The 23,981-nt window shown below is 44.3% G+C and carries 19 protein-coding genes, 2 tRNA genes and 2 riboswitches; of the genes, 14 read left to right on the plus strand and 7 right to left on the minus strand.

What is annotated here, in order from left to right:
* The first annotated feature begins 234 nt into the window (after nucleotides 1–234).
* The 7 genes from W234_RS0112170 to W234_RS0112200 all read left to right on the plus strand — a co-directional run bounded on the left by W234_RS0112170 (nucleotide 235) and on the right by W234_RS0112200 (nucleotide 7,284).
* Nucleotides 235–1,311, plus strand: a complete 1,077-nt coding sequence (locus W234_RS0112170; RefSeq protein ID WP_025647108.1) for an RNA-guided endonuclease InsQ/TnpB family protein — start codon at nucleotides 235–237, stop codon at nucleotides 1,309–1,311.
* Nucleotides 1,312–1,661: 350 nt separating this feature from the next.
* A tRNA-Val gene (locus tag W234_RS0112175) sits at nucleotides 1,662–1,737 on the plus strand.
* 50 nt (nucleotides 1,738–1,787) lie between these two features.
* Nucleotides 1,788–1,864 (plus strand) — tRNA-Asp (locus tag W234_RS0112180).
* A 367-nt stretch (nucleotides 1,865–2,231) separates the two neighbouring features.
* Entirely contained in the window at nucleotides 2,232–3,968 is a 1,737-nt protein-coding gene (locus W234_RS0112185; RefSeq protein WP_025647109.1) for a BCCT family transporter, read from the plus strand.
* Between the two features lie 545 nt (nucleotides 3,969–4,513).
* Complete coding sequence (locus tag W234_RS0112190; RefSeq protein ID WP_025647110.1) at nucleotides 4,514–5,332, plus strand: DUF5020 family protein; 819 nt, start codon at nucleotides 4,514–4,516, stop codon at nucleotides 5,330–5,332.
* A 230-nt stretch (nucleotides 5,333–5,562) separates the two neighbouring features.
* The gene (locus tag W234_RS0112195) at nucleotides 5,563–6,552 is read left to right on the plus strand and encodes a D-cysteine desulfhydrase family protein (RefSeq protein WP_025647111.1); all 990 of its coding nucleotides are present in this window, start codon (nucleotides 5,563–5,565) and stop codon (nucleotides 6,550–6,552) included.
* A 117-nt stretch (nucleotides 6,553–6,669) separates the two neighbouring features.
* Nucleotides 6,670–7,284, plus strand: coding sequence for a DedA family protein (locus W234_RS0112200; RefSeq protein WP_025647112.1), 615 nt, complete (start codon nucleotides 6,670–6,672; stop codon nucleotides 7,282–7,284).
* A gap of 42 nt (nucleotides 7,285–7,326) precedes the next feature.
* Here W234_RS0112200 and W234_RS0112205 read toward each other — a convergent pair whose 3' ends face one another.
* Together W234_RS0112205 and W234_RS0112210 are read right to left on the minus strand one after the other, a co-directional pair.
* Nucleotides 7,327–7,626: a DUF4298 domain-containing protein gene (locus W234_RS0112205; protein WP_025647113.1), complete on the minus strand. Its 300-nt coding sequence runs from the start codon at nucleotides 7,624–7,626 to the stop codon at nucleotides 7,327–7,329.
* A 134-nt stretch (nucleotides 7,627–7,760) separates the two neighbouring features.
* Nucleotides 7,761–8,744 carry a glutathione S-transferase family protein gene (locus W234_RS0112210; RefSeq protein ID WP_025647114.1) on the minus strand — a complete coding sequence of 328 codons (984 nt, stop codon included), beginning with the start codon at nucleotides 8,742–8,744 and terminating at the stop codon, nucleotides 7,761–7,763.
* 492 nt (nucleotides 8,745–9,236) lie between these two features.
* On the opposite strand from W234_RS0112210, the gene W234_RS0112215 reads away from it, so the two are divergent.
* The 4 genes from W234_RS0112215 to W234_RS0112230 all read left to right on the plus strand — a co-directional run bounded on the left by W234_RS0112215 (nucleotide 9,237) and on the right by W234_RS0112230 (nucleotide 14,717).
* The gene (locus W234_RS0112215) at nucleotides 9,237–10,901 is read left to right on the plus strand and encodes a glycosyltransferase family 2 protein (protein ID WP_025647115.1); all 1,665 of its coding nucleotides are present in this window, start codon (nucleotides 9,237–9,239) and stop codon (nucleotides 10,899–10,901) included.
* Nucleotides 10,902–11,028: 127 nt separating this feature from the next.
* A complete protein-coding gene (locus W234_RS0112220; RefSeq protein ID WP_025647116.1) occupies nucleotides 11,029–12,342 on the plus strand; it encodes a glycosyltransferase in 1,314 nt (437 codons plus the stop codon).
* A 38-nt stretch (nucleotides 12,343–12,380) separates the two neighbouring features.
* On the plus strand, nucleotides 12,381–13,604 hold the full coding sequence (locus tag W234_RS0112225; protein WP_025647117.1) for a hypothetical protein: 1,224 nt from the start codon (nucleotides 12,381–12,383) through the stop codon (nucleotides 13,602–13,604).
* Between the two features lie 21 nt (nucleotides 13,605–13,625).
* A complete protein-coding gene (locus tag W234_RS0112230; RefSeq protein ID WP_025647118.1) occupies nucleotides 13,626–14,717 on the plus strand; it encodes a glycosyltransferase family 2 protein in 1,092 nt (363 codons plus the stop codon).
* A 227-nt stretch (nucleotides 14,718–14,944) separates the two neighbouring features.
* Here W234_RS0112230 and W234_RS0112235 read toward each other — a convergent pair whose 3' ends face one another.
* The 5 genes from W234_RS0112235 to W234_RS0112255 form a co-directional block, all read right to left on the minus strand.
* The gene (locus W234_RS0112235) at nucleotides 14,945–16,255 is read right to left on the minus strand and encodes a lytic murein transglycosylase (RefSeq protein WP_025647119.1); all 1,311 of its coding nucleotides are present in this window, start codon (nucleotides 16,253–16,255) and stop codon (nucleotides 14,945–14,947) included.
* A 222-nt stretch (nucleotides 16,256–16,477) separates the two neighbouring features.
* Nucleotides 16,478–17,719, minus strand: a complete 1,242-nt coding sequence (locus tag W234_RS0112240; protein WP_025647120.1) for a vWA domain-containing protein — start codon at nucleotides 17,717–17,719, stop codon at nucleotides 16,478–16,480.
* Between the two features lie 81 nt (nucleotides 17,720–17,800).
* Nucleotides 17,801–18,658, minus strand: a complete 858-nt coding sequence (locus W234_RS0112245; RefSeq protein WP_025647121.1) for an AAA family ATPase — start codon at nucleotides 18,656–18,658, stop codon at nucleotides 17,801–17,803.
* Nucleotides 18,659–18,995: 337 nt separating this feature from the next.
* Nucleotides 18,996–19,655 carry a hypothetical protein gene (locus W234_RS0112250; RefSeq protein WP_025647122.1) on the minus strand — a complete coding sequence of 220 codons (660 nt, stop codon included), beginning with the start codon at nucleotides 19,653–19,655 and terminating at the stop codon, nucleotides 18,996–18,998.
* Nucleotides 19,656–20,010: 355 nt separating this feature from the next.
* Nucleotides 20,011–20,331, minus strand: a complete 321-nt coding sequence (locus tag W234_RS0112255; protein WP_025647123.1) for a YcgL domain-containing protein — start codon at nucleotides 20,329–20,331, stop codon at nucleotides 20,011–20,013.
* Nucleotides 20,332–20,599: 268 nt separating this feature from the next.
* A riboswitch (glycine riboswitch) is annotated at nucleotides 20,600–20,721 on the plus strand.
* Between the two features lie 63 nt (nucleotides 20,722–20,784).
* Nucleotides 20,785–20,924, plus strand: a riboswitch (glycine riboswitch).
* A 268-nt stretch (nucleotides 20,925–21,192) separates the two neighbouring features.
* Between W234_RS0112255 and gcvT the strand changes: the two genes are divergently transcribed.
* From gcvT to W234_RS0112275, 3 genes are all read left to right on the plus strand, one after another.
* Nucleotides 21,193–22,377, plus strand: a complete 1,185-nt coding sequence (gene gcvT, locus W234_RS0112265; protein WP_025647124.1) for a glycine cleavage system aminomethyltransferase GcvT — start codon at nucleotides 21,193–21,195, stop codon at nucleotides 22,375–22,377.
* Between the two features lie 120 nt (nucleotides 22,378–22,497).
* The gene (gene gcvH, locus W234_RS0112270) at nucleotides 22,498–22,878 is read left to right on the plus strand and encodes a glycine cleavage system protein GcvH (RefSeq protein WP_025647125.1); all 381 of its coding nucleotides are present in this window, start codon (nucleotides 22,498–22,500) and stop codon (nucleotides 22,876–22,878) included.
* A 313-nt stretch (nucleotides 22,879–23,191) separates the two neighbouring features.
* Entirely contained in the window at nucleotides 23,192–23,962 is a 771-nt protein-coding gene (locus tag W234_RS0112275) for a nitroreductase family protein (protein ID WP_037059828.1), read from the plus strand.
* Nucleotides 23,963–23,981: the final 19 nt, after the last annotated feature.

A 23,981-nucleotide genomic window follows, 5' to 3' on the forward strand; every position in this document is an offset into this window, starting at 1 on the left:
GTTCTAAGCTTGCAGCATCTATTAGCGTTTATGCAGCTTATATAGCACGTCTATCTATAGGTATGAAAAACAAACTGCTATGGTAAGCCTCCTTCCTATAATGTATCAAATGTAATTTATCATCCAACGCCGTAAAACCACATCCTTCTAGGGCGTGGATATCAGGCGTCAATCGTTGTCGCCCAGTATAGCGAACCCCTTGATAACCAAATACATTGAGATCATAATTATCCCATGAAAACGCTCAAGCTACGCATCAAAGACAAACATGCCACTCAGCTTAATATCTTGGCTGGGTCAGTTAACTTTGTCTGGAATTACGTCAATGAGCTTAGTTTTAAACATTTACAGCGCACAGGCAAATTCTTTTCAGCCTATGACTTGGCCGCTTATACCAAAGGTAGTGGCGAGTATTTAAACTTGCACAGCCAAACCTTGCAAGCGATTAGTGAGGTTCACGCTAAATCCCGTAAACAGTTTAAAAAAGCCAAACTCAACTGGCGCACCAACAACCCAAAGGCCAAACGTAGATCTCTTGGCTGGATTCCTTTTAAAAAGACCGCCATTAAGCATATCAGTACGCGCCAAAGCGGTAAAAAGTCTTTAAAAAGCACCCTGCAATTTAGCTTAGCTAACCGTCAAAAGCTCACAATAGACCTATGGGATAGCCATAACCTCTCGCTCTACAGCATCAATACTTGCGAATTGGTGCAGGACAATCGTGGTCACTGGTATGCCTGTATCACCGTTAAAGAATTTCCAAAGATTAAGTGCGGCACTGGCCAAGTCGGTATTGATTTAGGCTGTAAGGATTCAGCGGTCAGTAGTAATGGCGATGTTCTAACCACTAAGCTGACCCATCAATACGCCGAAAAACTGGCAATTGCCCAAAGAGCCAAGAATAAAAAACGGGTCCGTGCCATTCACGCCAAGATTAAAAATACCCGCCAGGATTTAATTCATAAATTCACATCAAAGCTTGTCAAAGCCAACAGCCTAATCGTTGTTGGAAAGATTAAATCAACATCATTCACTTCATCCAAACTGGCCAAATCCGTCTATGATGCTGGTTGGTTTGAGATTAAGCGGCAACTGGATTATAAATGCGCGAACGCAGGTTGCCACTATATCGAAGTCAATGAAGCGTACAGCACCCAAACCTGCTCGTGTTGCGGCTCTCGCCAAGACAGTCCGAAAGGTAGATCAGGTCTTGGTATAAGAGAGTGGTTTTGTCGTTCTTGTAAAATGACCCATAACAGAGATGTTAATGGAGCAAAAAACATTCTCGCGGTCGGGCTTGGCCGTCTTTAGTAGGAATCCCCGTTCCTTTAGGTCGGGGAGGAAGTCAACAAATAATATTGCCTACAAACCACTATTATAATTCGCTTTTAGCCAGTTACATTATTTATTTGTCGAATTTATAAAATAGTATTTGACAGGCATCACCAAATCTATATAATACACACCCACAGCAAGGGGCTTTATTGGTTCTGAGTTGTTAGAGGTTTTATAGTTTAAAGCGGTGACAGCTTTAAACGAGTTAGAAATTCTAATTTAAGGATTTCAGTACCTAGTTTAGGTACATAACTTCTAGAAAATTCCCTTTAAGGAATTTTCTCTTGCGAAGCTAAAATTGCAGTGCAATTTTTTAACGCTTCTCAGGGTGATTAGCTCAGTTGGTAGAGCGTCTGCCTTACACGCAGAATGTCGGCGGTTCGAATCCGTCATCACCCACCACTTATTAGCAAGTGAGCCTTTTATAAAGGCAAGATGCTAAGACGACCTAAGCAGCGGTAGTTCAGTTGGTTAGAATACCGGCCTGTCACGCCGGGGGTCGCGGGTTCGAGTCCCGTCCGCTGCGCCATATTTGAAAAATACATTTAACCACAAGGTTTAAACGATTTTCGCCTCAAGTATTCATTTACTTGGGGTTTTTTTGTTTTTAGGCTTTGACGCATTATAAATAAGGCGTACTCATCGTCATAGAGTCGTCTTCTGCTTCGATAAATATTATCGCTATTATTCCATCACTACCCCTCTAAAGCTTTGCTATTAGCACTTAATCGTCTGGTCAAAGCACCCCTTCTAGTCAATCGTGACCCATCTATTATGAGTATTCAGTAGTGCCCAAAAAACTACTCATAACAACTACTCATATGGCCACCACTGATTGCTCTTTTTCATAATTATCAAACCCTGCGGTAGCTATTATCGCAAGTCAAGGAAACGCTATGGCTTTTCGCCCTCCGTTAAAACATCTGCATATAAAGACTCAGGACTCAGGATTTTTTGAGGGTCTTAATCGCTTTGTGGCCCTGAGCGCTCTACTACTAATATCTTTAGTTGTAATTTGGATATTAAGTGATATCGAGCGCTCCGGTATCGTCCTCAGTGCTATAAAAAACTGGTCTTATGCTAATCTTAATGGCTATTATATTTATGCCGTTTCCTTCTACATCATTGTCTGCCTGACCGTCATATTATGGCCCTCGTTTGGGCGCACTAAGCTTGGAAATGATCCCAATGCAAAACCTGAATTTTCAAACTTCTCATGGTTTTCAATGATCTTTGGAGCCGGCATCGGTATCGGGGTATTGACCTATAGCGCCGCCGAGCCGCTTTGGCATCTGTCCAGTAACCCCGAGACTATCATGTCAAAAGACTTGATTATGGCAACGCTAAGTAATAACGGTATTAGGCTGCCTGAAGGGGCGGATGTCTTTGCTGTTTATCAAGAGCAAATTGCGGCCAACACGATAGCCCCTATTGATGGTGTAGTGCTACCCAGAAGCGAGGAGGCATTATCTGCCGCTTACCGTTACTCTTTTTTGCATTGGGGTATTAGTGTCTGGGCGACTTATAGTTTAGTCGGTATCTGCTTGGCGTTTTTTAGTTACGCACGCGGCTTGCCACTAACGATGCGCTCTGCTCTCACGCCACTGTTTGGTAAGCACTTAGAGGGCAAGCTTGGAGATATCATCGATATCTCAGCGGTGATTGCCACTATCTTTGGTATTTCGCAAACTATTGGAGTGGGGCTAAGCACCTTTGCCTCAGGCTTATACAGCATTACCGGAGCTGAGTGGCTAGTGACTAACACGGCGAGTCCTGAACCGACCACTGGCGCGCTGCTGTTATCGTTATTTATCGTGATGTGTCTATCGACTGCTTCTGCGCTATCGGGAGTGGGACGCGGGGTGAAATGGCTCAGTAATATTAATATGGTATTGTCGATCTTATTACTGGCTTTCTTCTTGATCTTTGGCGCAACGATGTTTGCCTTAGAGATGCTCGGTAAAGGTATTTTTAACTATATCGTCAATCTACCGGCGATGATGTTTACGGTTTGGGATCCAAATACAGAGCTTGGCAGTTGGCAGACCAGCTGGTCTATTTTTTATTGGGCGTGGTGGATCGCATTTGCGCCATTTGTCGGTATGTTCTTAGCGCGCATCTCTAAAAACCGTACTATTCGTGAGTTTGGCCTGATAGGTATCGTCGCGCCTAGTCTGACGCTATTTATTTGGTTCACTTTAATCGGTGGTACGGGTATCGATTTGGAGCTCAGCGGCGTCGCAGGAGGTCAGATATTCGACTCAGGCTTAACCGCTCAGCTGTTTGAGATTATAGGCTTTATGCTGCAGCCAGCGATGGCTATCGGCGTCTCCGCGATGGTTGTGGTCCTCTTGCTTACTTATTTGGTCACCTCAGCCGATTCAGCGATATTAGTGATTAATCTCATCAATGCGGCAGGTAAGATCAACATTAAGAATAGAGCCAAGCATATTCTTATTTGGATTGTCGCTTTGACCGCGGTGATTGCTGCATTACTTCTCGCAGGTGGACTAGATGCCATTACTTCTGCCATGATTATCGCGGCGGTGCCCTTCTCGTTTATTATTATCTTAATGGCGATCAGCTTATTAAAGGCGCTTATTGTCGATCTAGTACAAGCGCGTAAGTCTTAAAGTTTTAGCGTTAACGGTGTAAAGTTTAAGTATTTTCAACCTCAAACAGTGATCTGTTTGGGGTTTCTACTTTGGTTAGATGGATTATCTTTCACATCCGTACAGCGAACTATTTATTATCGTTAATGATCAAAAAGATCCAAATACCCCTTCTCTTCCTAAATGCTCTGTTTCATTTACAAAAAAGCAAAGCTGACCATTTGGTCAGTTATTCTTTATAAATCATAAACTTAGTGAACCCTTTTCTTAAACACTGCCTATATAGCTGATTTTGTTCGCTAATTTTCCATTGTCAGCGCCTTTAGAACGTGCTTAACTGTTTCAGATTGTTAATAAATATTGTAATAAGTAACCACGTGACGCCTCAATCAACTGTGATTTACGTGATTACCTTACTAGGCATTTCCCTTTATAAACGGCTACAGCGAAAGTAAAAAACTTTGCATTTAGAGATCAGCTTTTAATGAATGCCGTTATTATAAGTTAAGCCTGTTTTCGATAGTTAACTATGTTTCGCCAACGACTGTACATAAAGGAGTATTACTGTGCGTCATCCTCTCTCAATTGCATCAACCTCTGTGACCGAGATCAAAAAACCTTGCCTAAATATTAAGCGCTCTGTTGCCAAACCATTAGCCACGGCTGTTATCGCTACACTAGCACTAGGAGCGTTTAGCAATGCGCAGGCTAAAGTGCTGTTTTCAGATACTAGCGTCTCACTGCTATACGGTGAGGATTATGAGCTAGCAAAAGATGGCGAGCTGACTACGCTCACGCTTGAGCATGCCTCTGCGCATACTTGGGGCGGCGTGTTTTTCTTCGTTGATCGCTTGCAAGGCGCGAGCGATAATGAGAAAAGCCGAGCCAAAGACATCTATGGCGAGCTTGCGCCTAAATTTAAAGTCGCAACCTTTAATGATAGCTTTATCAAACAAGTCAATTTTGCCGCTCAATACGAGTTTGGCTCCAACTCTAGCGGCTTTAGCCAAGACAACTATCTGGTTGGAGTCGGTGCGGATCTCGATGTGCCTATCGGAGGTATGAAATACGCTTCCGCGTCCTTGTATCATGTATTCAATAACAACTCAGGCCCTAATGACGCTGATGATCAGCAAATTACTTTGACTTATGGTTGGGAGAAAAACAACTTCGTCGTTGATGGCTATATTGATTACTCATTTAACAATGATGATTTAGAAGATCAGCTACATATTAATCCGCAAATTAAGTACAATTTGCAAGAGGCGCTAGGCATCGATAACCGTATTGAAGTGGGTTTGGAATACAGTTACTGGCGTAATAAATTTGGTTTGGATGGCGTCAATCAAAGCGTACCTAGTGCCTTAGTAAAAGTGCATTTCTAAATCTCAGTAGCCTCATTATAATAGCGTTAGACAATATCCAACCCTCATTCAAGCTTAATGTTGAATGAGGGTTTTTTATGAGTACAGTTTGATAAAATAAGTAAACTTATGAATCTCGATGCTTATCATTGTAGAATAACAAGTGTGACGAGCAGCTCATATTTCACGCTAATACTAAATGTTTGTTTCGCTTGAAGTGACTATAAATCACTCTTAAAAATGGACTTTTTATGACTCATAACCTCCCTAAAGCGTCGCTAGGCTACTTCCCTACGCCCTTGATTGAATTGACACGTTTAAGCAAAACGCTTGGCGGCCCCAATATCTATATGAAGCGCGATGACAATACGGGACTCGCCCTCGGCGGTAATAAAACGCGTAAGCTTAAATACATTATCGGTGATGCGTTAGCCAAAGGCGCGGATACGGTGATTACTGCAGGTGCTATTCAGTCCAATCATTGCCGGCAAACGGCAGGGGCTGCGGCAAGCCTCGGGCTTGAGTGTCATCTCGTCTTAGGCGGCGAAGAGCCCGAGCAGCCGCAAGGTAATCTACTACTCGATAAAGTCTACGGCTGCCATATCCATTGGGCAGGCGAGAACCGTAAGGGGGAAGATATTCCAGCCCTCGTGGCACAGTTAAAAGCTGAGGGCAAAAAACCTTATGTCATTCCTTACGGCGGCTCTAATGAATTAGGTGCGGTGGCCTTTATCGAGGCGTACAAAGAGCTTAACGCGCAGCGTGAAGCGTTAAAGGTAGATTTTAGCCATATTATCTTCGCTTCTAGCTCTGGCGCGACTCATGCCGGCTTAATGCTTGGCAATAAAATACTGCAGACTCATAGTCAAATAGTCGGCATCAATATTGATAAAGGTGAGATGGATAAAGTGCCTTTTGATGAGCATATCGTGAGCCTAGCCAACAGCACAGCGCAGTTGATTGCAGCCGATTATCAGTTCACTGCGGACGATCTGATACTCAACTCTGATTATGTTGGCGACGGTTATGGGGTGATCGGCGAGCTTGAAAAAGAAGCGATTGCATTGACTGCGCAAAACGAAGGTATTTTGCTGGACCCTGTTTATACGGGACGCGCGATGGGCGGACTCATCGATATGATACGCACCGGGCAAATCAAAGCAACCGATAACGTCTTATTTTGGCATACCGGAGGCGCGCCGGCACTATTTGCCTACGCTGATGATTTAGATATACGTTAACGAAACTTGCACAGCGCGTAAAACCTTCTAAATTGAAAAACCAGTGATGAGCTAGTATCTTTTGCCTAAATATTCGGCTTAGCAGCAGTATTGTTCATTCTATTTTAAAGGTTTTTTATGGGTCAAATCAGTGACTGGGTACTCTCTATCACGGCGAAGTTTGGCTACTTTGGCATTATCTTTGCCATGTTTGCCGAAAACGTCTTTCCGCCTATTCCCTCTGAGGTCATTATGCCTGCTGCTGGGTTTGCCGCCTCAAATGGTGAGCTTAATCTCATACTTGCCATACTAGCAGGGACGCTTGGCGCGGTACTTGGTGCGTTACCACTGTACTATTTAGGCCGCGTGTTTAATGAAGAGCGCTTGATAGCCTTAACCAAAAAATATGGCAAATTTGTTTTTGTAAAACCTGACGATATCAAAGCTACCAATGAATGGTTCGATAAGCACGGTAAAAAAGCGGTATTCTTTGGTCGTATGGTGCCTGGTATCCGCTCGTTTATCTCGATTCCTGCCGGTATGAATAATATGCCGATGCTACCGTTTTTGGGGCTCTCCGCACTTGGTGCAAGCATTTGGACGACAGGTCTGACGCTCGCGGGTTACTATATGGGCCAAAACTACGAGGTTATTGAATCGACGCTCGCCCCTTACTCGACAGGTATTGGCATCCTTATCGTTGTCATTATTATTGGCTGGTTTGTAAAGCGGCGTTTATCTGATAAACACTAACAAACGCGCAGGCCGATAATCACTAAGTGCTAACGCCTTGATTTACTTGTCGATAGCGTCCAACCCTAAGCGCATCCAAGTAATCGCCTGCTCTTGATGCTCTGTCATCGCATTCCAAATACCGTCTTCGCTAAAGATAGAATGAGCCTCACCAGAGTGCTTAATCGTGACATCAGCCTTGCGATCTTGCATCCACTGCGGACTTAAATAGTATTCTTGTACCTCAGACAGTAGCGCTTCTGCCTCTCTCCAATCTTGCTGCGCCTGTAATAACTTTGACTGTAGAGCAGACCAACGCTCAAATTTGTGTTGTATGTCTTGTGGATCGACTCTATCAGTCATTTTTAGCTCCTAACCATTTATCAAAAGTTCAATTTCAAAGTATCACTTGTGCGAGTGTATAAAATCCACTAGCTTTTAGATAGTGGGTTTCTGCAAAAATGAATAAGCTAATATATCGGTTTTAAAGCCGCTATTTATGCGCTCATCTGCTCACGGTTATGCGGCTCGTTAAAGTCAATAACTGGGCCAAGTGGTATGATCTCAGTCGGATTGATAGTGTCATGACTGGTATAATAGTGCGCCTTAATGTGTTCCATGTTGACAGTCTCGCTGATACCGGGCACTTGATATAGCTCTTTGAGATAGTTCCAAAGGTTAGGATAATCAATAATACGGCGAATATTACATTTAAAATGACCGACATAAACCGCATCGAATCTTACCAAAGTGGTAAATAGTCGCCAATCGGCCTCAGTAAGTCTATCGCCTACTAAATAACGGCTCGTTGCCAGACGCGCCTCTAATTTATCAAGGCCGTCAAACAACTCGGTTACCGCCTCTTCATAAGCCTCTTGCGTTGTCGCAAAGCCTGTTTTATAGACGCCATTATTGACTGATGAATAGACCTGCTCATTAATCTCATCAATCTCGTTTTTTAGATCATCTGGTAGTAAATTAAGCGGTGTTGCCCCGACTTCATCAAAGGCGGAGTTGAACATACGGATGATCTCAGAGGACTCATTACTGACGATAGTATGGTTTTTTTTGTCCCACAATACAGGGACTGTCACGCGGCCGGTATAGTCAGATTTTGCTGCGGTATACACCTCATACATATAATTGGCATGGTTGATCGGATCTTGAATGACACCGTCGCTGTCTTTAAAGGTCCAGCCGTAATCGCGCATAAACGGATGCACTACCGATAGCGATATCATATCCTCAAGCCCTTTGAGCTTACGATAGATAGTCGTGCGATGCGCCCAAGGACAAGCTAAAGACACATATAAATGATAACGGTTTGGCTCAGCCTTAAAGCCGCCCTTTCCTGTTGGGCCTGCGCCACCATCTTTGGTTACCCAATTGCGAAAGCCCGACTCTTCGCGTTTAAAGCGGCCGCCAGTAGCATCCGTGTCATACCACTGGTCTTGCCACTGTCCTTCTACTAATAATCCCATCATCTTATCCTTATCAAAACATTATGCTTTTTAACGAACTCTATAAAATTCTGCTTATGCTCATTTAGGCAAAGCACTAAGTGAATATACGTTCATGTTAGCTTGGTCCGACTATAACACTTTACTCGCCAGCTATACATTAGAGTAAACAAATATGACTCTGAATCATAAAACCTGTCTGCTGACTAAATGCAGGTGCTAGAAATCAGTAGAAGACGATACAGCAACTAATCTGGACGCTAACCACCTAATAACTAACACTTTCTTACCTAAATTACTCACCGTTACACTTAGGCTATTTTTACGACAATTCTTGTCTAATTTGAGCTATTAAACCATATTATTATGACTTTATAACTGAGTATAGCTTTACTATTAATAGCTCTGTTCTTACATGACTGACGCCTAAAATTATAAAAATAACTTTAAAATTATAATTATCAATACTTAACCCTATTAGCCATAAGTTACGTGGATGCTCAAGGATAGATCATGACCGTTAATGAAGTGACTGCTTTTACGCCTAATTTCACTACTTATCATTCAAGCCGCAGCTCTTATGCTGAAGGTTTGGATAATGAGGATACGGTTAGTTTAAGTTTTCAGATTATGACTCGTGCTGAACCGTTTGAGGTTGTCACAGCGACTATTGAGTCTTTGCTAGCCATTAAGTCCGCTAATGACGAGATTCTCATTATCGATAACAACCATACAGATAAAGCCTTGTACGAGCCTTTGGCCGCTTATTGCGCCAGTTTGGCAAGTGAGCTTAAAGTACGTTTTTATCATGTGGATAAAGTCGCTAACTTTAAATCAGGAGCGCTGAACTTAGCGCTAGAGTTGATGGACGCAAGCTGTAGTCATATTGTGGTAGTCGATAGTGATTATCAAGCGCTCCCTTATGCTAGAGAAGCTATCGCTCAAGCAATAGTAGACTATCCTACTCATGCTTTGTTGCAGTTTCCGCAGTTTTATCGCGATAAAGGCCTAATAGATGTGCATAGCGAATTAAACCATTATTTTAATTATCATCTGTACCGCCCTTTCAACCGTCAGCGCGCGTTATCAACGGGTACTTTTGCAGTTATTCGCAGGCAAGCCCTTACCCAACTAGGCGGCTGGTCTGGCGCGTCTATTACTGAAGATGCGCAAATGGGTGTCTTGATGCACCGGCAAGGGCTGAAGAGTCAGTTTATCCCTAAAGTGATAGCGACAGGCCTGTTGCCCAACACTTTGCCGGATCTTATCTGTCAAAGACAGCGCTGGATTTATGGCAATATGCAAGTGCTGAGCTCTTATTTTGCTACTGATAAGCAAGCGTCGGTAGCAGAGAAAACACCTTTTAAAGCTCAACAAAACTCTGAGCGCCTATCTTATATCAGAGCGCATCTCTCGCAGCTTAGCGCTTGGGTCAACTTCACTGGCTTATTTATTTTGCTGCAGCTAGCGTGTGTCCTGATGGTTACTGGCGCTTTATTACTTAATTTTGCAGCAAATTTTCAGTTATTACTCGCGCCTTTGTATGCCGTTTTTGCCAGCTACGCGCTGTTTTTAGGCAGACGCTTTTGGGCTTATAGTCATGATAGCGCCCCTCTTAACCAGCAAATACATAGCGCTAAACAAACTAGCCATAAGCCTGCCTCTCTTCTACAAAAATATAAACCGTTAAAAAAACAAACGCGAGCTTGGCTGCTGCACCTGAATTTTTGGGAGTTTGGCGCTTTATCGTGGATGCCAGTACTTTGGGGCCGTGACAAACCTTTTATTTGTACGCCTAAACAAGCTAATAGTAGTACCTCTCGCTCGACCTTTATAGCCAATATCAGGGCGCTACCTAAACTGCTATTGATGCTTAACTTGGCTACTTTGCTACTAGTTGCGCCTTTTTCTCCGCTTTATTCGCCGGTGTTGTTTATTGCTGCTTTAGTGATTTGTTTGATAAAAGTGTTTGCTGCCAGTGTGGCGCTAGACAACTATCGTTATCAGCGAACAGAGGGACAAATTATTAACTTTAAAACGCATAGCCAGTATAAAGCTGGGCGTAAGCCAAGCAAAACGGCTACCTCACTAGCAAAAGCTAAATCTATTCCATCAACAGCTATGAGCCGTCACTCTATTAATAAAGCTTGCGCGGACAAAGAAGCCGCAAGCTCATAGCTGTTTTTATTCAGCTTGTGCGGCTATTGATAATAAAAGCTATAACGAACGTTTAAACCGATATAAATATAATACCGGTATAAATACAATACTTACATTCTCCTTATCGCCCCTTACTGGACACATTATGTCACTGACAAATCCTAAAGCTTCGATGCAGATTCGCTCTGCGCCGCTCATGCATGCGCCTCTAAAGATCGCTATCATCGCTCATTCGCTCTATCCGATTGCACAGCCTTATGCTGGCGGTTTGGAGATGATTACTCAGCTACTATGTGATGAGCTAGTCGCGCGCGGTCATGACGTACTGCTCTATGCTCATGAGGACAGCCAAACGCAGGCTAACCTACAGCCGCTCATGACTCGCGAACAGTTTGATGCTTTAGTTTATGACAATGAGCACGACTCTGTCGGCATGAGCCGTGAGGATATGTATCAGTATCTTGTATATCAGCAGGCGCTTAGCGATATCATTGCTAGGGACAAACGCGGCGAGATTGATATCATCCATAACCATAGTCTGTATCACGTACCTATGCTAACGGGTCAGGCATTTGGTAAGCGTTTTTTTACTACCTTTCATACGCCTATTTTTCCACATATACGCTTAGCTTTATTAACCCTGCAGCAAGGCACTGCCACGCAATTTACTTCAATCAGCGCTCACCAGCAGCAGCTGTTTGACGAGTTTGTGCCATCACATGTGGTCTATAACGGTATCGATGTCGACTCTTTTACAGCCAATATTGAGCCTATTAACGAGGAGGTTTATTTTTGGTATGGGCGTATTTGCCCCGAAAAAGGCACACACTTAGCGATGCAATACTGTCAGACAGCGGGTAAACACTTGATTATCGCAGGTCCCAAAAGTAATCAAGAGTATTTTGATAGCAAAGTTGCGCCACTACTGGCAGCGGATGCCGATAAGGCAGATGGCGAGGCGCTATTCACTTACGTGGGTCACTTAACCAAAGATCAAATCAACGACTATTTGTGTCAAGCAACCGCCATGCTATTTACGAGTACTTGGGATGAGCCGTATGGCCTCACTTTGGCTGAGAGCTTAGCCTGCGGTACGCCAGTGATAGGCTTCGACGTAGGCGCTGCGGCAGAGATTATCAACGATGAGACAGGTATTATCGTCCCTAAGTGTAATGAACAGGCCTTTGTAGCAGCTTTTGATACTATTAAGACTCGCTCAAGAGCGGCTTGTCGTGCGCGTGCTGAGCAGTTTTGTTCGGTTACGGCTATGGTCGATGGCTATGTCGATTTATACAGACAAGCGTTATCGCTAGAACCTTTAGTATCAGATAGCGCTAATTGTAAAGCTAGCAATACTGTTTCAAATATAAATCGTCAAAATAGTGTTAATAATCCAAGTGAAACGACTACTCAAAATAAAGACGAAACTAGGAAGCAAAAAGTTGAAAGAGTCGTTTAATTTTTACTCTAAACCTTTATATAATTTTTGGAATTTTTATGCGCATTGGCTATTATGCTCATCACCACGGCTCAGGTCATTGCCGACAAGCGGATAAACTAGCCGCGCTTATGCCTATCAGCTTACGTAACAACTTTATCGTTTTTACCAGCCTTACCATAGACGCTTATACTTTTACGACTGTCAAAAATGACCAAATTATTCGTCTTAATGCAGAGGATGAGCGAGAGGATGATATTTTGGCTGGCCGTGCAGGCAAGTACTGGCAGCCGGCAAGTCTGCATTACTCTCCTGTAGGTAATCACGATATCCAAACTCGTAGCCTACAACTCTTAAATGCTATTCAGCAGCATAGCATCGATCTAATGATTATCGATGTCAGCGTAGAAGTCGCTATGCTCTGCCGCGCTGCTAGCGTGCCTTATCTTTACGTTAGGCTTGCAGGTATTCGCGATGACGATCCGCATCTCAATGCTTTTGCCGGGGCCCTAGGCTTACTTGCGCCCTACCCGAAAGCCTTAGAGACGTCTGAGACCGACGACTGGCTTCAACAAAAAACCTTATACTTAGATTTTTTGCCTGAAAAGAGCGCCAAGTCCATCTCTTATGATGCATTTATAGTATCGCTAGCCGATCTAATCAAAGACGATAATAATGGCTCAAACCCTGCTACAAAGTTTAATCTAACCGATGAAGCTGAACAAAACCCAAAGATTATTACAGTGATTAAAGGCTATGGTGGCCATGAAGCGATTGACGCTAAGCTGCCGAAACTGCGAGAGATGCACCCTGATGCCTTGATTATATCGCTTGGGCTAATCGCTGATAACAAACGTAGCTATGTTGATATCGCCGCGCAAGTAACCGATGTCTCGCCTTTTCTTATGCATAGCGATCTGTTGATAATGGCGTGCGGACTCAATGCTATCGCCCAAGCTTATCATCACAAGACGCCATTAGTAGTGCTACCAGATGAGCGGCCACATCGTGAGCAAGAAGTAATGGCAGAGGCGCTTATCGCACAAGGGCGGGCGATGAGTTGGCAACAATTTGTAGACGTGTCAAAAAACCCTCCTAGTCTCGGCAGTTTACTCACTTCATCTGCTAAGCCAGACAGCAACCGAGTGAGTAACAATACGGTAGATGAAACAAACACTAAAACCGCGGCCCAAGCCTTGATGGACAGCTTTGTTGATTATCCGGCTACTAAATCCTGGTTTCAGGACTGGTTATTACCAAAGCTAGATATGACTCCTAAATGATTAATACGATAAAAATAAACTATGAATCAAGCAAACCACCCTCGACCCAAAACTATCGATGTCAGCGTCATTACCACTTGCTATGGTCGTAATCGCCACCTTTATAATCTCCTTAGTAGTTTAGCTAACGGTAGCGTGCAGCCTGCTGAGGTCATTATCGTCAACGATGATACTGAACCTAAGCGCTTAGCTGAGTATCCGCTCAATATCGTGCAAATCCCTACTTTGGACAGTAAAGAGACTGATTTAGCAGCAGCTAGTCAAGAAGATCTGCTGTCGGACAACGAAAACGACGCTATAGAAAAAACAGGGTTCGATATTGGCCGAAACCGCAATCTTGGCGCAGCTAAAGCCAGTTATGAGCAGCTGATATTTTTGGATGTCGATTGTATCGCGTCGACGACTTTTGTTGAGCAATTAAGCGCGAAGCTAGCCGCGCATCCCAGTGCCCTGCTGATGGGTCAGCCGCTCTATCTGACGCGTCCGCTAACCGATAATGAGTCTGGTAAATTACAACAAGGTGATTGGGGCAATGGTGAACTAAATGCTCTCGCGGTGACTAATCCTTATCGTCATAACCTTGTTGAACAAGCGGTTGAACAAGCGGTTGGGCAGGCGGTTGAACAAGCTGCCGAATCCACTGACAGTATAGAATTAGAGTCCGCGAAGATAACTAACAGAGCGAAAAGAACAATTGAGCGTACGCAAGACTATGGTGCGTTTTGGAGTTTATGCTTTGCCATTAGCCGTACTCAATTTGAAAATATCGGCGGTTTTGATACTCATTATGTCGGTTATGGCGCAGAAGACACGGACTTTGCTTTTATGGCACGCGAACTAAATATTGAGTTTTATTTGACTGGTGATATTATCTATCATCAGCAGCACAGTGTCTATCGTCCGCCGCTCAATCACCTCTCGAGTATCGTTGTCAATGCCAATCGCTTTTATGAGAAGTGGCAACACTGGCCCATGGGCGGCTGGCTTGAGAGCTTCGCCGATATGCAACTTATCAACTGGCAGCCTGAGCAGCAAAGCGCCATCACTATCACTCGTCAGCCTACAGATAATGAAATTAAGGCTGCACATTGCCCTGACGCGCCCTACGTTTAGACTATCACCTAACCAAAAGCACCTAACCAAAATCACTTAACCCAAATCATTTAGACTTTACAAAAAAAGCACCCTAACTCGGATGCTTTTTAGCTTTTGCTTCATTTTAGAAAAAACATTTAATCGTTAAGCTTTGATCTATGCCACTTTAATTTATGCCACTTTAATTTATGCCACTTCAATTTATGCCAATAGTCACTTTTAAAAAAAGGCATAATCAGATCCGCTCACCAGCCAGTTAAAGATATCGCGCTACGCTGGGTGATAAAACCATCTGGCGTTTGTCCATTAGCCGCTTGCCAGCGCTGAAAAGCCTTGCGCGTATTGGTACCGATGATACCATCAGCGCCCTTGGTATCGTAGCCTGCGCTAGTCAAACGGCGCTGCAAATTTTTGACTTGTACGGTCGATAGCGGACGCTCGTATCGCGGCCATGATGTGCGTAGGCCACTTTGACCCGTTATCGCTTTGCCAAGTAGACTTACGCCCAATGCATAATTTGAGGAGTTGTTATAGACTTTAATCACATCAAAGTTTGGGCTTAGCAGCAAGATTGGACCATCTTTACCGGCTGGTAACCACAGCTCCATCATCGTATTGGCATCTAGATTGACATCTTCTATAGTGTCTAGACCCATCGACGCCCATCTTGCCGCTGTTTGCTTCGTGCCGACTAAAGAGTAATCGAACGAGGCAGGAAGCGTCGCTTCATAAAACGGCGCCAGACCGCGTACCCACCCTGAAGCATTTAGATAATTGGCCGTGGAGGCGAGCGCATCTTTGGTAGACCAAGGGTTACGATGACCGTTATAATCGCCATCCACACCATAATCGAGCCAAGTCTTTGGGATGAACTGCGTCTCACCCATGCCGCCAGCCCATGAGCCATCGAGCTGCGACCAATACACATCACCGCGCTGCAATAAGTCAGCCAATGCTAAGAGCTGCTCTTCGGCAAACGCTTGGCGGCGGCCATCATAGGCAAGGCTGGCAAGCGAGCTTGGTATATAGCTGTTACCTGTCACTGCGCCAAAAGACGACTCCATACCCCAAATCGCCGCTATTATCTCAGCCGGAACACCATAACGCGACTCAAGGCTAGATAAATAAGAACGCTGCTCATTAAACTTGCGCTGGCCAGTACTGACTCTACCACTTGATACGGCGGAGTCGGCATAGTCCCATGGCATTTTAGAAAATTCTGGTTGGCTCGAGTCTAGCGAGATGACTTGTTGATTGAGATTAGCTGAGGCTAATAAACGCTGAATATCGGCAGGGTTTTTGCCGGCAGATATCGCGCGCATACTGAAGTCTGACTTCCAGTCTGAGAAACTAGTATAGCTTGGTTTTGGTGCAGGCGTTACCACTTGCGGTCTGACAACTGGCTTTGGCTTAACCGTGATGGTTTGCGTTTGGGTGACTTGCACATTACCTTGGCGTACCGGCTTAGTCGGCTGAGTGGCAGGCTTTTGGCTAGCACAGCCTACAACCATAAGCGTAGGTAGCAAGATTGCGATGTGATGTTTTTTGAAAATCATGAGCGTCTCGAGTATTAATAACAGGTGAAATAAGGCAAATATAGGACAATATAAAACGAAGGCAGCAGTAGCACAATCCGTTGCTCGCTAAAAATCACTTTAGCAACAAATAATAATAAAGTCGATGATATCAATAAATATTATAAATGATAAAAAAGGTCGCTATCTGTGGATATCGACCTTTATACCATTACGTTTATGGCTATACTTTTTGACGAGAAACTACCTTGCCAAATAAGCGGTCATATCCTCTACCCCATGCAAAGTCATCGGATACATGTGGTTGTCAAAGATCTGTTTTATCTCAGTGATGGTTTGCGTATAGGACCAAAATGCGGCTTCTTCTGGGTTAAGCCAAGCGACTTTATCGAAGTGCGCGAGCACACGCTTTAGCCAGACTACTCCCGCTTCGTTGTTCATATACTCAACGCTGCCGCCAACTGAAAACAGCTCATACGGTGACATAGATGCGTCCCCTACAAATATCACTCGGTACTCGCGCCCGTACTTATTAAGCAGCTCGTAAGTCGGCATAGGATTACTATGTCGGCGATTATTATCCTCCCACACATAGTCATACAGACAGTTATGGAAGTAGAAAAACTCTAAGGTTTTAAACTCGTTTTTCGCCGCTGAAAACAGCTTCTCTAAGGCTTCAACATGGATATCCATACTGCCGCCGACATCGAATAGCATGAGTACTTTGACGCGGTTACGGCGCTCAGGCTGCATATGAATATCGAGCACGCCTTTTTTGGCGGTACGCTTAATGGTCTCATGAATATCTAGCTCATCCTCGCTACCAGTACGTGCAAACTGACGCAAGTTGCGTAGCGCCATTTGGATCTGGCGCGTGCCAAGCTGTTTATCATCATCAAGGTTACGATACTTACGCTGCTCCCAGACTTTGACTGCACTGCCCTTACGCGACTCACCGCCGACGCGTACGCCTTCGGGATGATCGCCATAAGCGCCAAAAGGAGAGCTGCCGCCAGTGCCGACCCATTTACTGCCGCCTTGATGACGCTCTTTTTGCTCTTTAAGACGCTCCTCTAGCGCTTTCAGCAGCTCCTCTAGCGAGCCATACTTATCTAACAAACGGCGCTGCTCATCGGTTAGGTTTTTGGGATCGAGCTTGAGATCGAGCCACTCTTTGGGGATATCGGTCAGCTTATTCATCAGCTCATCGATATCTAAGCTATCCACGCCTTCGAAGTAATCTGCCATCGCCCGATCGAACTTATCAAAGTGACGCTCGTCTTTAACCATGCAAAGCCTTATCAGCCGATACATATCCTCGCGACTGGCAAAAGTCTGCAGCTCTGGATACTCTGAGTCTGCTGAGCTCTCAGGATGCGGCTGCATCATTAGCCCTTTGTCGAGCGCGGCATTGAGATCGAGCAGCTCGCGAGTCGTGACGGGTACGCCGTAAGTTCGCAGCGTATAAAAGAGTTTTATAAACATGATTGTCTCTCACTTATTGACAGGCCTAGCTAGCAAAATGGCTCATACGAGCTTATCGTAAACGCCCTACAAAGCTCATGATTAACGGCGCATCATATTGGCAAAGCGCTGTAATAAATTGACGTCAGCTTCGTTCTTGAGTAGCGCGCCATATAACGGCGGAATGGATTTTTCGCCGCGCAAGTTTTCTTCGAGCTCTTCTTGTGCCATATCGTCAGCTAACAATAGCGTTAACCAATCGACCAACTCAGAGGTCGAAGGCGGCTTTTTAAGACCTTGCAAATTGCGCAGTTTATAAAAAAGATCGAGCGCATCATTGACCAACTTTTCTTGGATATTAGGGAAATGCACCTCGATAATTTGACGCATGGTTTGCTCATCAGGAAAGTCGATGTAGTGAAAGAAGCAGCGACGCAAAAACGCATCAGGTAGCTCTTTTTCGTTATTAGAGGTAATGATGACCACTGGGCGCTGCTCAGCTGAGATGGTCTCGCCTGTCTCATAGACATAAAATGACATTTTATCGAGCTCATGCAATAAGTCATTAGGGAATTCGATATCGGCTTTATCGACTTCATCAATAAGCAGCACACTACGCTCCTCACTAGTAAACGCCTCCCACAGCTTACCGGGCTTGATATAGTTGCCGATATCATAGACTTTATCATCGCCAAGTTGCGAGTCGCGCAGACGTGATACTGCATCATACTCATACAAGCCTTGCTCAGCTTTGGTCGTGGACTTGATATGCCAAGTAATCAGCGGCATACCTAGACTCTCGGCTACCTCTTCAGCGAGCAAGGTCTTACCTGTGCCCGGCTCGCCTTTTATCAACAGCGGCTTTTGTAGCGTCATCGCCGCATTAACGGCGAGCTGGAGATCGTCAGTGGCGATATAAGTATTGGTACCGGTAAAGTTCTTTTGGTTATTGTCTGCCATAAAGTTAAATCTCAATATTAGTGGTTAGGATGTGTTGAAAATAAAGGCGTTTGATAGATGCTAAATTTAGACACTAACATGCAATAAAAGCCATGCAATATAAATAATTTAAGATTAGCATAACCGGTGTTAATGCCAAAATACTGATGGGTTTGCAATTTTTAGTTACGATAGTCTATGCCTTATAAAAAACAAACAATGAAACGGATATAAAACCGTATATTTGAGCAAGCTAATTTGGATGTAAAAAGTTATAGAAAGAAAAAAAGACACTAATAAATAGTGTCTTTTCTTTAATGCTAATACCATCCAAAATAATGTTTACTGAGTATTGCCATTAGTCTTTTTTATCTACGTGCGACGCCGCTTCATTACTTGGTTTTTTACTATAAAATCCTTTCACAGGCTTTTTGGTAGGGCTATCAGACGCTTTAGGCTCAGCTGCAAGGTCGTTTGTTTGTGCGGTTTGTGCTGTTGGTACTGGCTCGCTATGTTTTTTTTCTAAGTAGTTGCCTGATGCCAGTTGCATATTGGCTTCGGTGTCTTCAGCACTATTGCGCCGCGCCTTATCGAGACTGGACTCAAAAGCGCCGCGGATCAGTTGCCAAACAAAACCGATAAACAAACCAACCACTAGCACCACCAAGATAGGCAGGGAGTTGCTCACCGCTGAGGCAGTATCCTTCATCAATAGTGCATAAATCACGCCGATACTAGCAGGCGCGATCTCGCCTTGTTCGCCAAGCGCGGTACCGGGCGCTAATAGTACGGCAAAGATAACCATCCAAATCATACCACCAAGTGGCTTTGGCAAAACGCGTGCAACCAAAATCCATAATAGCAAGACGATGACCGTCCCGCCTAGATAAGCGTACATAGGTAAGTCGGCAGGTGGTACGTTTTTGACCATCTGACTCCACCAAATCACAATCTCACCAAGAATATCGCTGAGCTGCTCAAGTGGCAAAAAATTTAAAATACCTTTCAACCAATCCATGCTTATTCAATCACCTACGTTTAGTGATGCCGATGTCAAACGACGTCTAAGTTAAAAACTCTGTTAAAAAACTATATTAAAGAACTATGTTAAAGAACTATGTTAAGAAGTTATGCTAAAAGCCGGTGTCAAAAACCTTTGCTAAAAACCTTCATTAAAAATATTCTTTGAACACTGCACTAAAGCACTATGTTAAAAAGCACTATAGTCGAACCACTATTAAAGTGTTACAGCGTTAGACTCGTTTAGCCTACTACTGTAGTACTTGCACTCGTCTGCCTTGTACCACTTTTAATATTGATTGACTATATGTTAAAAGGCTATTTTATCACGACTTGTGAAGGTACGACATGTTCTAATCATACTTATTGTCTTGCGCTTCTTTTGCGCGCATCTCGGCCTGCCGGCGCATCACGTCCGCAGGCGGCATCTGTACAAAATATCCTTTCTCTTGTAGCTTAGCCAGCACTTCCTCTTTATCGACTCGTGCAAGCTTCTTGGTATTACTAAGGTCTAAATGCATCACAAACTTGCTCGTGCCTAGCCCTGCCCGAAAGTCTTTGGGTAGTACACTGAGCCAATCTTTGATCTCGTCGGTGTCATCTGGGTAATCAGGGCGCGCTATGTAAACGTACATATCTGGATGTTTAGGGAATTTATAAATGTCACAATGCATAACCATTACCTATCTGTAAAATATTTATCAAAGTTATGGCTGTAGCCTAGCATAATTTGACTAATTATCTGTAGTGGCTTTACGTTTTATTGCGCGAAACGCTGAGCTGATAGCAGCTCAACCGCACTGCTAACCCTAAAACAATATCTGTAAAGGACAACCAGCCTCTTAACGTCTCAAAAAAAGACGGTTAAATGATTCATTTTGATTAAACGCTTAATTAAACACCAAGATGCCTTGTAAAACAGCGGGGAACCTTTCATAATAAAAGGGTTTTTCAGGAGAGAGTTTTATCATTATGGCAATAGCCTGTAGCTATGACCAATGACAAGACCACCGAAGGCGCATCCACCCTGCCAATCGCTCAGGTAAAAGGACTGAAAAACTCATGCCTATTATTACGACTTGATAATAGCTTAAATATCCAAACTATTATCACAGCACACAACTGGGCATAACAAATCTGGAGAGCGGTGAAGACTTATAGAGCTTCATCCACCGAAGGGGAGAAAATACGCTGTTGCCTTTTCACTATAAAAGTGAGGACTCAATAGCGTATTGAAAATCTCAGGTCACAGGACAGATAGGGCTTATATGCAATTGACACTGCTAGTGTTTTTGCGTAGCTTTATTTTGTGCCACCCTTTTTATTGCCAACGGTGTCGTTGGTATGGTTACCTCTCATTATGGTTTACTTGCTTCCTTTATACTATTAATCAATAAATTGTCATTATTGGATCGCTCACCCTAAGATCCACTAGTAATGACTTTGATAACTCTGTAATCGTCATTAGCTTGATTATTATTGACTTACGATTTGACTGATAAATAGTAGAGGCGGCGTAACTACAAGGATTTGTTATGACTGACTCTAATACTCAAAACACTGACTCTGCAACACCTTCAGCCCCTAAGCGCACCCCTCTGTATCAGTCGCACGTCGATAGCGACGGCAAGTTGGTGGACTTTTCAGGTTGGGAGCTACCTATTCATTACGGCTCACAAATAGAAGAACATGAAGCGGTGCGTACCGATGCTGGGATGTTTGACGTCTCGCATATGGTCGTCGTCGATATCAGCGGCGCTGATGCTAAAGCTTGGCTACAAAAGCTGCTAGCGAATGATGTTGCTAAACTCAAAACCGTGGGTAAAGCGCTGTACTCGCCGATGCTAAATGAGCAAGGCGGTATTATCGATGATTTAATCGTCTATCTAATGAATGAGGCCGAAACTGAGTACCGCATCGTCTCTAACGCCGCCACTCGCGACAAAGATATCGCTCAGTTCCATAACGTTGCTGAAGGGTTTGAGGTCACTTTAACAGAACGCCCAGAGCTTGCCATGATTGCGGTACAAGGTCCAAAAGCGGTTGAAAAACTAGCCAAAGCCAAGCCAAGCTGGTCAGAGACACTATCAGGTCTTAAGCCTTTTGTTGGTGCGGATTTGAGCCATATCGAAGGCCAAGATTGGTTCGTTGCGCGCACCGGCTACACCGGTGAAGATGGCGTTGAGGTCATTATGCACGGTGATGACGCGCCGGCCTTTTTTGACTTATTAAAAGATAATGGCATTAAGCCTGCTGGCCTCGGCGCTCGCGATACCCTACGTATGGAAGCGGGTATGAACCTTTATGGTCATGATATGGATGATAATATCAGTCCTTACGAGTGCAATATGGGCTGGACGCTGGCGCTAAAAGACGAGCGTGAGTTTGTCGGCCGCGACGCTTTGGTCAGTAAGCGTAAGCAGGCAAAAAAGAATAATACCGCGATGAAGCAAGTTGGCCTGCTTATGACTAGCCGCGGGGTGCTGCGCGAAGGTATGGAAGTGACCATTAACCAAGGCACTGACAATGAGCAGACCGGCGTCATCACTAGTGGCACCTTTTCCCCTAGTCTCAAAAACTCTATTGCCATCGCTCGCGTACCCGCTAGCCTCTCAGAGGAAGATACGGTACAGATCGACTTGCGCGGTAAAGGCAAGTTTGTCGATGTACGCGTATTAAAGCTACCTTTTGTGCGTAACGGTCAGCAGCAATTCGACTAATACTATTTGTTTTGCCAGTCCCATCACTGATAATATTACAGTCAGCTTTGGCTATCCGCTTTATCTGATGATAAAGTTTGCATTCATTATAAACCACCCGCTACTCTTTAGGAGAGAACTATGAGTAATGTCCCAGCAGAACTAAAATATATCGCCAGCCACGAATGGCTACGTTTAGAAGACGACGGCACGGTTACTGTCGGTATCACTGACCACGCCCAAGACTTGTTAGGTGATGTGGTATTCGTTGAGCTACCTGATGTTGGCGATACTATCGCTGTTGATGATGAGATCTCAGTCGTTGAATCTGTCAAAGCTGCCTCGGATGTCTACGCTCCTATCTCAGGCGAAGTCGTCGCTATCAACGAAGCCTTAGAAGACGATCCGGAAATCATTAACTCAGACCCGTATGGCGAAGGTTGGTTCTTTAGAATGAAGCCGGACAATATGGACGACTATGAAGCGCTACTAAGTGCTGAAGAGTATGAGAACGAGCTGTAAGTCTTAAGCCCTCATAGCTTATATAAAAGGTTTTGCAGGTATTGGTGTCAGTAGGTTCTATACCAGTAGACTCTGAGGTCAATATCTGCCCTTATTTTTAAACCTTTTGTACATTTGTACGTTTGAGCTTATAAGTCTGCTGCGTAATACCTACCTACTAGATAAATAGTATACGCAAGCACTATCTAAATATTACGTGTTATCACGTTTTATCATAATACAGCTTAGGTTTTGAACGCCTACCCCTATCTTATCTATACATGCCGGACTTAGGCATTTTGCCCACTTTAACGACACTTGCACGGACTTTGACATGAGTACTGATAATAAAAGCGCCAACTCTACTAAAGACACCTTAGCCATGCCGGAGCATACTCCTCAACTACAAGCTTTTACTCAAGTAGTCGAGTCGCGCCGTTCAGTGCGCCGCTTCACTGACACGCCTATTCCTGATGAGGTTATGGCTGACTGCTTACGTTTGGCGATGCTAGCGCCGAACTCAAGTAACTTACAGCCGTGGGAGTTTTATGTCATTGACAGCCCAGACAAGCGTAAACGCGCCGTTAAGAATTGCATGAATCAAAACGCGGCGAAAACTTCCGCGCGCTTGATAGCCGTCGTGGCACGTACCGATATTTGGCACGATCATGCCAAACAAATCCTCGATGAATATCCAGATAAGCCAGTGCCAAAAAAGGTCAAAGACTACTATACCAAAGTGGTTGCACTAGACTTCTTACGTGGTCCTGCCAATGTCATCTCTGCTGCCAAATGGAGCGCGACCAAAGTCTTTAGACAAGTCAAAGGCCCTATCAAGACGCCTTATTATACCTTTGACGATGTCAAAAACTGGGCGACGAACAATACTGCCCTCGCCGCCGAAAACCTCATGCTAGCTCTCAGGGCGCATGGATTTGATAGCTGCCCGATGGGCGGTTTCGATGAGCCGGCGATGAAGCGACTACTTAAGCTGACCGACGATCATCACATCATTATGATGATAGGCGCCGGTGAGCGCGCTGATAACGGCATCTACAGTTCGCAGTTTCGCTTCGAGCAAGAGCAATTTGTACATTACGTTTAATAAAATGAAGTCGCATTAT

The sequence above is a fragment of the Psychrobacter sp. TB15 genome, assembly GCF_000511655.1.
Classification (GTDB): domain Bacteria; phylum Pseudomonadota; class Gammaproteobacteria; order Pseudomonadales; family Moraxellaceae; genus Psychrobacter; species Psychrobacter submarinus.

What these genes read in the sequence shown, in the direction of transcription:
- W234_RS0112230 (WP_025647118.1), top strand. Translation starts at nt 13,626, where the DNA reads ATGAATCAAGCAAACCACCCTCGACCCAAAACTATCGATGTCAGCGTC.
- W234_RS0112205 (WP_025647113.1), bottom strand. Translation starts at nt 7,626, where the DNA reads ATGACTGATAGAGTCGATCCACAAGACATACAACACAAATTTGAGCGT.
- W234_RS0112215 (WP_025647115.1), top strand. Translation starts at nt 9,237, where the DNA reads ATGACCGTTAATGAAGTGACTGCTTTTACGCCTAATTTCACTACTTAT.
- W234_RS0112220 (WP_025647116.1), top strand. Translation starts at nt 11,029, where the DNA reads ATGTCACTGACAAATCCTAAAGCTTCGATGCAGATTCGCTCTGCGCCG.
- gcvT (WP_025647124.1), top strand. Translation starts at nt 21,193, where the DNA reads ATGACTGACTCTAATACTCAAAACACTGACTCTGCAACACCTTCAGCC.
- W234_RS0112235 (WP_025647119.1), bottom strand. Translation starts at nt 16,255, where the DNA reads ATGATTTTCAAAAAACATCACATCGCAATCTTGCTACCTACGCTTATG.
- W234_RS0112185 (WP_025647109.1), top strand. Translation starts at nt 2,232, where the DNA reads ATGGCTTTTCGCCCTCCGTTAAAACATCTGCATATAAAGACTCAGGAC.
- W234_RS0112195 (WP_025647111.1), top strand. Translation starts at nt 5,563, where the DNA reads ATGACTCATAACCTCCCTAAAGCGTCGCTAGGCTACTTCCCTACGCCC.
- W234_RS0112200 (WP_025647112.1), top strand. Translation starts at nt 6,670, where the DNA reads ATGGGTCAAATCAGTGACTGGGTACTCTCTATCACGGCGAAGTTTGGC.
- W234_RS0112225 (WP_025647117.1), top strand. Translation starts at nt 12,381, where the DNA reads ATGCGCATTGGCTATTATGCTCATCACCACGGCTCAGGTCATTGCCGA.
- gcvH (WP_025647125.1), top strand. Translation starts at nt 22,498, where the DNA reads ATGAGTAATGTCCCAGCAGAACTAAAATATATCGCCAGCCACGAATGG.
- W234_RS0112240 (WP_025647120.1), bottom strand. Translation starts at nt 17,719, where the DNA reads ATGTTTATAAAACTCTTTTATACGCTGCGAACTTACGGCGTACCCGTC.
- W234_RS0112250 (WP_025647122.1), bottom strand. Translation starts at nt 19,655, where the DNA reads ATGGATTGGTTGAAAGGTATTTTAAATTTTTTGCCACTTGAGCAGCTC.
- W234_RS0112255 (WP_025647123.1), bottom strand. Translation starts at nt 20,331, where the DNA reads ATGCATTGTGACATTTATAAATTCCCTAAACATCCAGATATGTACGTT.
- W234_RS0112275 (WP_037059828.1), top strand. Translation starts at nt 23,192, where the DNA reads ATGAGTACTGATAATAAAAGCGCCAACTCTACTAAAGACACCTTAGCC.
- W234_RS0112245 (WP_025647121.1), bottom strand. Translation starts at nt 18,658, where the DNA reads ATGGCAGACAATAACCAAAAGAACTTTACCGGTACCAATACTTATATC.
- W234_RS0112170 (WP_025647108.1), top strand. Translation starts at nt 235, where the DNA reads ATGAAAACGCTCAAGCTACGCATCAAAGACAAACATGCCACTCAGCTT.
- W234_RS0112210 (WP_025647114.1), bottom strand. Translation starts at nt 8,744, where the DNA reads ATGGGATTATTAGTAGAAGGACAGTGGCAAGACCAGTGGTATGACACG.